Source organism: Rhodoblastus sp. (assembly GCF_052145335.1).
GTDB lineage: Bacteria > Pseudomonadota > Alphaproteobacteria > Rhizobiales > Beijerinckiaceae > Rhodoblastus.
The window spans coordinates 1-11,384 of record NZ_JBKQOU010000099.1; the positions used below are offsets into that span (position 1 = coordinate 1).

An 11,384-nucleotide genomic window follows, 5' to 3' on the forward strand; every position below is an offset into this window, starting at 1 on the left:
CTATCGCGGCGCGATGCTCTGCCGGTACAAGCGTGCCAACAAGTCCACATTCACCTGCCCCTTCCACGGCTGGACCTTCAACAATTCAGGCAAGCTGCTGAAGGTGAAAGACCCGGAGGGCGCCGGCTATCCGGAGGATTTCAACAAGGACGGGTCTTACGACCTCAAGAAGGTGCCGCGTTTCGAGTCGTACCGTGGCTTCCTTTTCGGCAGTCTCAACCCGGATGTCCTGCCGCTCAAGGAGCATCTCGGAGAAGCCGCCAAGATCATCGACATGATCGTTGATCAGGCGCCCGAAGGCATCGAGGTCGTGCGCGGAGTCGGCGTCTATACATTCGACGCCAACTGGAAGCTTCAGGCGGAAAATGGCGCCGACGGCTATCACGTCACGGCGACGCACTGGAACTATGCCGCGACGCAAGGCCATCGCACCGCGGAGGCCGACGGCATCAAGGCGATGAGCGCCGGCGGATGGGCGCGCGATGGCGGCGGCAGCTATTCATTCAAGAATGGCCACATGGTGCTGTGGACCAACTGGGCCAATCCGGAAAACCGGCCGTTGTGGGGCATGCGCGACGCCTGGATCCAGAAATTCGGCGAGGCGCGGACCGACTGGATGCTGCGCAAGTCGCGTAATCTCTGCCTTTATCCAAACGTTTACCTGATGGACCAGTTCTCGTCGCAGATCCGCGTGATCCGCCCGATCTCGGTCGATAAGAGCGAGACGACGATCTATTGCATCGCCCCCAAGGGTGAGGCGCCGGAAGCGCGCGAACGGCGCCTGCGGCAATACGAGGATTTCTTCAATGCAACCGGCATGGCTACGCCGGACGATCTGGAAGAATTCCGCGCTTGCCAGCATGGCTTCAACGCCCGCGCCTTGCGCTGGAGCGACATGACCCGCGGCTCGACTCACTGGCTCAAGGGCCCCGACGAAGGCGCGAAACAAATCGGCCTTGAACCGGAACTCTCCGGCGTGAAAGCCGAGGACGAGGGACTCTATGTCATGCAGCACAAATATTGGCTGCAAGTCATGACCAATGCTCTGCAGAGCGAGAAAGAAGAAAATCGGAGCGGAAAATGAGCCTGTCTTACGAAGATATCGCCGCGTTCCTCTATGCCGAGGCGCGCGCTCAAGGTGAAAAGCGCTGGGCTGACTGGCTCGACTTCTATGCCGACGATGTGAATTTCCACATGCCGGCGTGGGACGACGACGACAAGCTGACGGCCGACCCGACCCAGGAAGTATCGCTGATCTATTACCCGAACAAGTACGGGCTGGAAGATCGCGTTTTCCGTATTGAGACGGACCGCTCCAGCGCCACCATTCCGGACACACGGTACAATCGCGCGATTACCAATCTCGAGATCGTGGCGCGCAAGGAAAACTCGGTCGAGGTCTGCTTCTTTTGGACAACCCACGCTTTCCGCTACAATATTGTCGACGTATATTTTGGAACAGCGACCTATGTGATCGACACGAGCGGCCCAAAGCCTAAAATCAAGAAGAAGTATGTCGTTTTAAAGAACGATTACGTTCACCACGTTCTCGACATCTATTTCATCTGAAAGTCGAGAAAAGGGGCTGTACGCCGCCCCGGTTCACGGACTGCTTTCCGTCACTCCCAACGGGAGGCAGTCCGTGATTTTCCAAAACTTTGAATTCGTCGAACCCTGTCGGGAAGGTCAACAACGGGTAGCTCCATGTCATACAACATCGCTTTGCAATTCGAGGACGGCGTATCGCGGATCATTCCCTGCGAAGGGCACGAACTCGTCTCCGACGCGGCCTTTCGCGCCAAGATCAATATTCCGCTCGATTGCCGCGACGGCGCCTGCGGCGCCTGCAAGTGTCATTGCGAAAGCGGCGATTATGAATTGAGCGAATATATCGAAGATGCGATGACCGAGGACGAGGCGGCTCAGGGCTTCGTGCTGACCTGCCGGATGCGCCCGAAATCCGATTGTGTGCTGAAAGTCCCGACCAATTCGGCGGCCTGCAAGATCGAAGCGACGTCGCATGAGGGCGTGTTGTCCAGCATCGATCGCGGCTCGCCGACGACAGTCACCTTTTCGCTGAACATCGACCGCCCGCTGGCCTTTCTGCCGGGGCAATATGTCAATCTCCAGGTTCCCCGCCACAAGGAGCTGCGCGCCTATTCCTTCAGTTCCGCGCCGAACCAGACGACATTGTCCTTTCTGATCCGGGACGTGCCGGGCGGCCTGATGAGCGGTTTTATGCGCGACAAGGCTGAACCGGGCGACAAGATGAGCTTTGTCGGACCCTATGGCAGTTTCTACCTGCGAAAGCCGGAACGGCCGGTCCTGATGCTGGCGGGGGGCACCGGCCTCGCGCCCTTCCTTTCGATGCTGCGCTGGCTGAAGGATAACCCGACCAATCAGCGGATCCTGCTCGCCTATGGCGTCAACGCCAACGACGATCTGGTCGAACTGGACACGCTGGAGGAGCTGAAGGCGGCGTTGCCGAACTTCCGCTATTTCACCGTGGTCGTCGATTCGACGAGCGGTCACAAGCGCACGGGCTATGTCACCAATCATCTCGGCGTCGAAGATCTCAATGGCGGCGACGTCGACATTTATGTTTGCGGCCCGCCGCCGATGGTGGAAGGCGTGCGGCGCTGGACCGCCGGCCTCGGCGTGACGCCGAGAAGTTTTCATTTCGAGAAATTTTCCGCCACCCACGAGGCGGCGAAATGAGCGGGGCGAAGCGTCTTCTCCCGCGTTTTGCCGGCAAGGTCGTCATCGTTACCGGGGCCGCCCAGGGCATAGGCCAGGGCGTCGCCGGCGCGATAGCCGCCGAAGGCGGCAAAGTGGTGATGGTCGACCTTTCGCCACTGGTGCGGGAGGCGGCGGCGGAGATTGTCGCCGCCGGCGGCGTGGCCTCCGCCTTCGAGACCGATCTTGAAACATTTTCCGGCGCCCAGGCCATGGTCGCCGAGGCGGTGAAGCTGCACAAGCGCGTCGACGTGCTGGTCAATAATGTCGGCGGCACGATCTGGACCAGGCCTTTCGAGCATTACGCCGAGGAAGAGATCGAGAAGGAGATACGGCGTTCGCTGTTTCCCACGCTCTGGGCCTGCCGCGCCGTGCTGCCGGCGATGGTGGAGCGCAAGGCCGGGGTGATCGTCAATGTATCGTCCATCGCAACGCGCAGCATCTATCGCGTTCCCTATGCGGCGGCGAAAGGCGGCGTGAACGCATTGACGGCTTCGCTGGCCATGGAGCAGGCCAGCAATGGCATCCGCGTCAATGCGACGGCGCCAGGCGGCACGCAGGCGCCGCCGCGCAGGGTCCCGCGCAACGCCGCGAAACAATCGGCGCAGGAAAATGCCTGGTATCAGGGAATCGTCGACCAGACCACGAACAGCAGCTTCATGCATCGCTACGGCACGATCGCCGAGCAGGTCGCGCCGATCCTGTTCTTCGCCTCCGATGAATCTTCCTACATCACCGGTTCGGTGCTGCCCGTCGGCGGCGGCGATCTCGGCTAGGGTCGATACAGCATTCAAAATTTACAAGCCCAAAAGGAGGAAAAAATGGCTCTTACTGGTGTTCTACGACCGGGGCATGTTGCGCTCCGAGTTCTCAATCTGGAAACCGCTCTGCACCACTACACCAAGGTCCTTGGCCTGATCGAGACGGCGCGCGACGAAAAGACCAAGCGCGTATTTCTCAAGGCCTGGGATGATTTCGACCATCATACGGTGGTTCTGCGCGAGGCCGACCGTTCTGGAATGGACTATATGGGCTGGAAAGTGGATTCGCAGGCGACCCTGAAAAAGCTCGCCGCGGACATCGAAAATTCCGGCCTGTGCGCTGGTTTCGAATGGATTCCCGCGGGCGAACATCCCAACACCGGCGAACGGTTCCGCTTCACCATTCCGACCGGCCACTCGATGGAGCTTTTTGCCGAAAAGGATTATGTCGGCAATGGCTGCGGCACCGATGGTCCCGACGTCAACCCCGATCCCTGGCCGGATGGCCTGCAGGGCATTGCGCCTGCGCATTTCGATCATTGCCTGCTCTATGGCGACGATCTGGAGGGCGTGCTCAAGTTGTTCCAGGAGGTCCTTGGATTTAGCCTGGCCGAGCAGGTGATGGCGGGTCCGGACGGCGATTTCATCATCGGCGCCTTCCTGACGTGCTCGAACAAGGCGCATGACGTTGCTTTCATCCGCCAACCGGTCAAGGACAAGTTCCACCATGCTTCGTTCCTGCTGGGAAGCTGGGAACATGTTTTACGCGCCGCCGACATTCTCTCTCGCACGAAAACATCGATCGACATCGGCCCCACCCGTCACGGCATCACGCGCGGCGAGACGATTTATTTCTTCGATCCGTCCGGCAATCGCAACGAAGTTTTCGCGGGCGGCTATTCCCACTATCCCGACAAACGCACGGTCACATGGACGGAATCCGAGCTTGGCGCCGCGATTTTCTATCATGATCGCAAGCTGAACGAGGCGTTCCTGTCAGTTCTTACCTGACACTCGACCTTTGACGAAGCGGTGGCGCGCGGCGGCAATAGCCGCCCGCGCGGAGGCGCAGCAGAGGGGAACGTCCGGTCAGCCTGAAAAATTCCGGCGCGGATTCAGATGCGAACTGTGACACCAGACCTTGTTTGCGTTCGATACCGATCCCCACCTTCGTGTTTGGCTTGGCAGTCCGGAACGTCGAAGCTGGCTCGACCGCATCGCGATGGTGAGCGACGGAGAGGATTCGCTGCGAACGCTGAGCGGGCTTGAAGGATGGTTCGCTTTGCCGGCTGCGCGAACCCGCGACCCGCCGCGGAAACATAGAATGGCTTTCGTGACCTGGCTGGGCATCTTCCTGCTTGTGCCGCGCTTGGCCGGCTATTCGCAGCCTGGCTCTATCCCGAAAATTAACATTCGATTGAAATGGAAAACGCCTTCATGTTTTCGCACTTGGAACGGCCCCATGCGCCCTTGCCAAACCTGCGCCAGCTGAAACAGGATTTCGGTTGGACTTATATAGCCCACGGCTTCATCGGCTGGCTTTTCGCGGCGACGGCGCCGGTCGCGATCATCCTGACCGTGGGGACGCGCGGGGGCTTGACCGAGGGGCAATTGGCGTCCTGGGTGTTTGGGGTGTTTTTCGTCAATGGCCTGATCACAATCCTCTTCTCGTGGCTTTACAAGCAGCCGCTGGCGTTCTTCTGGACGATTCCGGGCACGGTGCTGGTCGGGCCGGCGTTGGCCCATTTGAGCTTTGCCGAAGTGATCGGCGCATTTTACGCCACTGGCGCGCTGACTATCGCGCTCGGCGCCACGGACTGGGTGAGACGGGTCATGCGCGCGATCCCGATGCCAATTGTGATGGGCATGGTCGCCGGCGTATTTTTGCGTTTCGGACTCGATCTGGTGCGTGCGCTACACACGGATTTTGCTATTGCGGGGCCCATGGTTGCCGCCTGGCTGGCTCTCAACGCCTGGAAGTCGTTGGGACATTATCTTCCGCCAATCATCGGGGCGCTGGCGATTGGAGCAGTCGTCGCTCTTGTCCTTGGTCGCATCGATATGGGCGCCATTGGCGCGGTCGAACTGGCGCGGCCCGTCGTGCAAATGCCGGTTTGGTCATGGGCGGCAATGCTGGAATTGGTGATCCCTCTTGCCATCACTGTTCTCGTTGTTCAGAACGGGCAGGGTTTCGCCGTATTGAGATCCGCCGGCCACGAGGCCCCTGTCGACGCGGTAACGGTCGCATGCGGCGTAGGCGGGATCTTCAGTGCGATGTTCGGAAGCGTATCGACCTGCCTGGCCGGACCGACCAACGCTATCCTGACCTCATCCGGCGAGCGAGAACGCCATTATACGGCCGGGATTGCCACGGGTGTGCTTTCCATCATTTTTGGGCTGATGGCTCCAGGCTTTACGCGTCTCATGCTCAATGCGCCCAAGGCGTTGATCATGACGCTCGCTGGATTGGCGATGCTGCGAATTCTGCAATCCGCGTTCGCCGCGACATTCAAGGATCGTTTTTCGTTGGGAGGACTGGTGAGTTTTCTGGTCACGGTCGCCGATATTGGCTTGTTCAACATTGGGGCGGCGTTCTGGGGACTGGTCGCGGGCTTTGCAGCCTCGTGGCTGCTTGAACGTCATGATTTCCAGGACCTTCGATCGTCAAAAGTCATGTCATGTCAAGGACGTTGAGAAGGCGCCAGCCTTCGCCCAGGTTGGCCCCGTTCGTTGAGGACCGGAATTGATAACGATAAATAGCGAGGCTCGCGGATGACGCATGGTGGATCTTTGTCGTCGCTGTCTTCTTTGTCAGCAGAAATCCTCATTGAGGAAGACGTTCGACCGGCTGACGGGCGGCATATTCATCGGATTTGGCGTGGCGCTGCTGGCCAGCCGGCCCTGACCCAGTGAACCGCGAAATGCTGCGGTGCACAATTAATGCTTGCCGAATCGCTCCTCATACGTCATACCAATGTTTGGAAACGCGGCAAGCGTGTCGATAAAAATCAAAAGACTATCCCGACAAATCGCGGTGCAGGAGAGGGCATTTTCGTATTTTCGCCCGCGCTAGGAGATTTGTCATGGCTCACTTCACGACCGGCTTCGGCCTCAAGCCCCTCACCCTGGCCGCTGGCCTCTTCACTCTCGCCGGCGCCGCCACCGCTGGAGAAGTCGCCGCTTATGCCGGCAAGTCCATAGAACTCAAGGACGTGCGCGGCGCTCTCTATTACACGCCCAAGGGCGATGCATTTGAAGTGGTGACCACACTCGACAGCGGCGGTCATGTCTTCCGCATCGTCTCCTCGCTGAAATCGGGCCAGGCGGCCGTGCTTTCGGTCCCCGGCGCTGTCGGCGAAGACGCCCCCACGGTGGAAATCAAGCGCGAGGGCGACCGTCTGCTCGTGGTCGACCGCACCCACCAGAATCACGCTGAAACCACCGTACCGACCAACAGTCGCAACGACTGATACGAATTCCGCATCCTCGTCCTGCCAATCGTCGTCCCCATCCGGCGCCGATACGTCCGCCTTCGTCGCGAAGATGGGCGGCCGTTGCCCCGCGCCCCGTCAAGTCGGCGCCGGGCGCCTCGCGCAACGGATCAGAATTCTCAATGGCGCTCCCGAGCTCCCTGATTGAAAATTCAACCTCGGGGACGGCTCGCATTTTGTTCCGCGCCGCCGCCTTCGCCGAGAATTCCCTGCCGCTGCGCCACAAGAACCAATTCTATGTCGGAGCCAACGCCTAGCTTGGCTTTGATGAGGTAACGCGTGTTCGCCACCGTCTTGGGACTGACATGAAGAATGTCAGCGATGTCGTCGGTCGACCTTTCCGCCAGCAGCATTCGCAAAATCTCGAACTCCCGCGGAGTCAGCACATCCGTGGCGGCCGGCGTGTCCGTGACACGGCTCAGTGCAAGCTCGTGATCGATGTCGGCGCTGAGCGCGATCCGGCCGAGCAGCACATCGAATGCGGCCCGCACCAGAGCATCCGGCGGACTGCTTTTCGTCACATAGCCCTTGGCCCCGGCGCGGATCGCCTGCACGGCATAGGCGGCGTTCTGATGCATGGTGAAGACCAGAATTCGCGCGGCGGGATCCCATTGGCGAATCCGCTTGATCGCTTCAATGCCTCCGAACCCCGGCATGGTCAGATCCATGATGACGAGATCCGGACGCGTCTCCTTGAACAGACGATAGGCCTCGGCGCCGTCGGCCGCCTCGGCCACGATTTTCAGGCGTGGCTGTTTTTGCAACAGCGAACGAAATCCTTCCCGCACGATCACATGGTCGTCGACGAGCATGATGGTGGAAGGGTCCATCACGCGGCGTCTCGTGTTTCGCCCCGGCGCGTCACGTCAGGCGGGACGGGAATTTGAGCGCGAAGGAAAAGGCCGCCAAGGCGCGAGGTTTCCATGCTCAAACAGCCGCCGAGCGCGGCGATGCGCTCGCGCATGCCGAGCAGCCCCAAGCCGGACGTCGCGGCAAGACCGGCCCCGGCCTTGCCGTTGTCTTCGACGGCAAGCTCTACATGCGCGGTTTGGTCCGCCTCGATGGACTCTTGCACGCGAAGGCTTAGGGCGACCCGCGACGCCTGCGCGTGTTTCGCGGCATTGGTGATGGCCTCTTGCGCAATTCTGAAAAGGCTGATCGCGAAATCCCGGCCAAGCGTGTCGAATTCGCCGGCCAGCTCGATTGAAAAATGGGTGCGGCCGCCGCAACGCGCGTTCCATCCGGCGACAAGGCTTTTCAGGCTCGCGGCGAGGCCCAGTTCTTCGACGTCCGGCGGACGCAGCCTCAATAGCGCGCCGCGCAGTACGTCCATCATATGGGCGGCGGTCCGGGCGATGCTCTGGCACTCGGGCGCCAGGGCAGGACATTCCAGCTGCGCGGTCTGGCCCGCGCAAGCCGCGACAGCGCTGATCGCGGCAAGGCACTGTCCAAATTCGTCGTGAAGCTCGCGTGCGAGATGCCGCCGTTCTTCGTCCTGAACCGCAATCAGCTGTCGAGTCAGAGCGTTGCGCTCCGCGAGCGTCGTTTCGAGCCCGCCGGCAAGCTGGTTGAACACTTTGCCGACCGTAGACAGCTCGGCAAGATCGAAGTCCGGCAGACGCGCCGAAAGGTCGCCGGCGGCAAGGCGTTCAAGACCGGCGTGGACCGCCCGGGTCGGGCGCAGGGCGTTTGCGAGCGTTGCGTAAACCAATAGGCATAGTCCGGAGAGAACGACGGCCATGACGGCGGCGAGGCGGCTCGTCTCCCGCCAGCTTTGTCCAATCAGGCTTTGGCGGTCGATGAACGCCACGGCCTCGCCCTGTATCTCATCGCGGAAAATCACGGAACGCACGGACTCGCGGCCCGTATCGAAAAAGCGCTGGTAGAGTTTGGCGAAGAGCGGCGGCGCGTCACCGTCGCCGGGCGCCGTTCCACTGCACAGTCGCTGAAGAATTTCGCCATTGCGCGCGCGAAATGCGATGCAAAGGCCAGGCGCCATGACCGCTGGCGCAATTCTTTGCATATCGGGGAACCGGGCGGCAGCGCCTTTGAGCCAGTGAAGCTGCTCGTATTGCAGCACGATGTCCCTGGCGACCAAATCGGCGATCCAGTCCGCTCGCGCCCGTGCGGAGCGGTTGGTCTCGAACGGCACATAAGCAGCGGAGGCGATGAAACAGAACGCGGCCAGGAAGGCGATACGCAGGCCAAGCCGAAATTTAAGATCGAGGCCAAAACCTTTGCCGTCCCGGCTGAACGGAAAAAAGGCTCTGGACGCGGAAAAACTTCGCGGAGCCGACGGCTCTTCACGCGAAACGGGCGCCGCTTCGCCTGGAAAGGCTCCTGACGCGGACATGGGCGAAGACCTTTGCGAAAGCTGCGCATTCAATGGCGCGAGCAATCTGCAATTTAGAAGCAAACGCCGCCCTTTGGAAGCACTGGCCGGAGAATCGGGCAATTTGCCCGGCCATCGCCAGGAAGAACTCGCTTTCCGGGCGCCCGTTTTGTCGCGCAATGTGACGACGAAACAACGGGGATTTTGCACATGCGTCATCTTGTTCCAGTGCTGGCTTCATGCTTGTGGCTGACGCCGGCTTGCGGCAGGGCCGAGGAAAGCCGCGCCAAGGCGCAAGGCGTCGCCGTGGCGGTGATTGATTTCGACTATATCGACACTTCGGGCGAGGAGCGCGACCAGCGCATGGAGCATGCGGCGCGACTTGGCGGCTTCATGAACGCCCTCAGAGGCGATCTCGCGAAGAGCGCCGCTTTCCGGATCGTCACGCCGACCTGTGGCTCCGAACCATGCGAATCCGCATCCCTTGGGGACGGCAGTCTCCTCGGCTCGGCGCGCGCAGCCGGCGCGGATATCGTGCTCGTCGGCGGCGTCCACAAGATGAGTACTCTCGTGCAATGGGCGGAAATCATGGTGATCGACGCCGCGAGCGGGCGCGTTCTGGACAAAAAGCTGTTCACTTTCCGCGGCGACACGGACGAAGCCTGGCGCCGGGCGGAAGCCTTCATCTTCGACGAAATGACCGCCCGGCCGCCTTCGTGAGACCCGGTGGCGCTTCAATCGCACGCGCAAAATGGAGCCTGCAATGGAAAATGGATTGTTCTTTCGCCGGCGGCTGCTTGCCGTCGCCGTCTCCGCCTTGGCTTGGGGCGGCGCGCCCCTGGCCTTCGCCGCAGGCGGCGATCCGTCGCCGATCAAAATCGCGGTCTTCAATTTCGAGCTTGACGATTTTAGCGCCGGCGCCGGGATCGCAGGCAATGCCGCCGCCGACCTTGAGCATCTGGATCAGGCCACGAGCGAGGCGCGGCGTCTGCTTGCGGAATCCGGACGCTACAGCCTTGTCGATGTCGCCGGCGCCCAGGGCGACAGCGTGAGGGAGCGCGGGCTGCGGCAATGCAATGGCTGCGAAGCCGCCCTTGCGCAAAGACTCGGCGCCGATCAATCGTTCGTTGGCGTCGTGACTCGGGTAAGCAGGACGGAATTCACCGTTCGGTTTCAGATTCTCGATGCGCGCACAGGCGCCGTCGTCGCCAACAAGGCGACCGATCTTCGGATGGGTGCGGACTATGCCTGGAGCCGGGGAGCGGCGTCGCTGATCAAGAACGGCCTGCTCAACTAGTCTAGCGAGGACATCGCCCCCAATCCGATCCGGATGCGCGGCGCGTGACAGCGGGCTGGCCGCTATGGAATGCGTCGTCATTCAGGATCTGTTTAGATGGCGAAATACGCGCATGTGTTTTCCCCCGGAGCTCGCCGTCTCGTGCAGAAGTCCTTGTGGGTTCCGGTCTATCTGGCGTCCGGCGCGATGAACTGCCCGAAGGCGCGCGGGCTGGCGGCGACGGCAATCTTGTCGACCACGTCCAGCGAAATCGCATCGATGCGCGCCAGCACATCGTCCATCCAGCAGGCGATATAAACGCTGCGCCCATCGGGCGCGACCAGCGCGCCTTCGGGATAGCCGCAGGCGGCGATCACTTTCAGTTCCGCATAGCTTTTGCCGTCGAAAACCGAAACGCTATCGTCGTGCTGGTTGGTGACGAAAATCCTTGCGCCGTCGCGCGTCACCGCCACCGCATAGGGAAAGCTGCGCACCTTGAGCCGCCGCGTCTCGCGCCGCGTCGCCGGATCGATCACGGAGACATCGCCCGATTGCACATTGGCGACAAGCAGACGCGGACCATTCGGGTCATAGGTCACGCCAAAAGGCGCCTTGCCGACGGCAATTTCCGCAACGCTTTTCAATGTCGCCAGATCGACCACCGAGATGGAATCGCTCTCGCGATTGGCGACATACAAAAACCTGCCGCCGGGGTCGGCAGCCATGCCGGCGGGCGATTGGCCGACCGCGATCGCGGCGATTTCCTGCAGTCGCGCCGCGTCGAACAC

At 61.1% G+C, this 11,384-nt stretch carries 13 protein-coding genes; 10 read left to right on the forward strand and 3 right to left on the reverse strand.

What is annotated here, in order from left to right:
• The 7 genes from ACLP2E_RS07580 to ACLP2E_RS07610 all read left to right on the forward strand — a co-directional run.
• Nucleotides 1-1,084: SRPBCC family protein (locus ACLP2E_RS07580; RefSeq protein ID WP_442465559.1), on the forward strand; the 1,084-nt coding region annotated here is incomplete at its 5' end.
• The gene (locus tag ACLP2E_RS07585; protein ID WP_442465560.1) at nt 1,081-1,569 is read left to right on the forward strand and encodes an aromatic-ring-hydroxylating dioxygenase subunit beta; all 489 of its coding nucleotides are present in this window, start codon (nt 1,081-1,083) and stop codon (nt 1,567-1,569) included. The genes ACLP2E_RS07580 and ACLP2E_RS07585, both read left to right, overlap by 4 nt.
• Before the next feature lie 135 nt (nt 1,570-1,704).
• Complete coding sequence (benC, locus tag ACLP2E_RS07590) at nt 1,705-2,718, forward strand: benzoate 1,2-dioxygenase electron transfer component BenC (protein ID WP_442465561.1); 1,014 nt, start codon at nt 1,705-1,707, stop codon at nt 2,716-2,718.
• On the forward strand, nt 2,715-3,512 hold the full coding sequence (locus tag ACLP2E_RS07595; RefSeq protein WP_442465562.1) for a 1,6-dihydroxycyclohexa-2,4-diene-1-carboxylate dehydrogenase: 798 nt from the start codon (nt 2,715-2,717) through the stop codon (nt 3,510-3,512). Before benC ends, ACLP2E_RS07595 begins: the two co-directional genes overlap by 4 nt.
• 45 nt (nt 3,513-3,557) lie before the next feature.
• A complete protein-coding gene (locus ACLP2E_RS07600) occupies nt 3,558-4,508 on the forward strand; it encodes a catechol 2,3-dioxygenase (RefSeq protein ID WP_442465563.1) in 951 nt (316 codons plus the stop codon).
• A gap of 426 nt (nt 4,509-4,934) precedes the next feature.
• A complete protein-coding gene (locus ACLP2E_RS07605; RefSeq protein WP_442465564.1) occupies nt 4,935-6,191 on the forward strand; it encodes a benzoate/H(+) symporter BenE family transporter in 1,257 nt (418 codons plus the stop codon).
• A gap of 389 nt (nt 6,192-6,580) precedes the next feature.
• The gene (locus tag ACLP2E_RS07610) at nt 6,581-6,967 is read left to right on the forward strand and encodes a hypothetical protein (RefSeq protein WP_442460947.1); all 387 of its coding nucleotides are present in this window, start codon (nt 6,581-6,583) and stop codon (nt 6,965-6,967) included.
• 173 nt (nt 6,968-7,140) lie between these two features.
• On the opposite strand, the gene ACLP2E_RS07615 is transcribed toward ACLP2E_RS07610, so the two are convergent.
• Nucleotides 7,141-7,818, reverse strand: a complete 678-nt coding sequence (locus tag ACLP2E_RS07615; protein ID WP_442460946.1) for a response regulator — start codon at nt 7,816-7,818, stop codon at nt 7,141-7,143.
• Nucleotides 7,818-8,798 (reverse strand): histidine kinase, encoded by a 981-nt coding sequence (locus tag ACLP2E_RS07620; protein ID WP_442465565.1) that lies wholly within the window; start codon nt 8,796-8,798, stop codon nt 7,818-7,820. Before ACLP2E_RS07620 ends, ACLP2E_RS07615 begins: the two co-directional genes overlap by 1 nt.
• Between ACLP2E_RS07620 and ACLP2E_RS07625 the strand changes: the two genes are divergently transcribed.
• From ACLP2E_RS07625 to ACLP2E_RS07635, 3 genes are all read left to right on the forward strand, one after another.
• Complete coding sequence (locus tag ACLP2E_RS07625) at nt 8,778-9,332, forward strand: hypothetical protein (protein WP_442465566.1); 555 nt, start codon at nt 8,778-8,780, stop codon at nt 9,330-9,332. The two genes, ACLP2E_RS07620 and ACLP2E_RS07625, sit on opposite strands and share 21 nt — an antisense overlap.
• A 198-nt stretch (nt 9,333-9,530) precedes the next feature.
• Nucleotides 9,531-10,040 carry a DUF2380 domain-containing protein gene (locus ACLP2E_RS07630; protein ID WP_442465567.1) on the forward strand — a complete coding sequence of 170 codons (510 nt, stop codon included), beginning with the start codon at nt 9,531-9,533 and terminating at the stop codon, nt 10,038-10,040.
• 43 nt (nt 10,041-10,083) lie between these two features.
• Nucleotides 10,084-10,617 carry a DUF3280 domain-containing protein gene (locus ACLP2E_RS07635; RefSeq protein WP_442460943.1) on the forward strand — a complete coding sequence of 178 codons (534 nt, stop codon included), beginning with the start codon at nt 10,084-10,086 and terminating at the stop codon, nt 10,615-10,617.
• Between the two features lie 167 nt (nt 10,618-10,784).
• On the opposite strand, the gene ACLP2E_RS07640 is transcribed toward ACLP2E_RS07635, so the two are convergent.
• Nucleotides 10,785-11,384, reverse strand: a 600-nt coding sequence (locus ACLP2E_RS07640; RefSeq protein ID WP_442465568.1) for a YncE family protein, incomplete at its 5' end; no start/stop codon positions are given.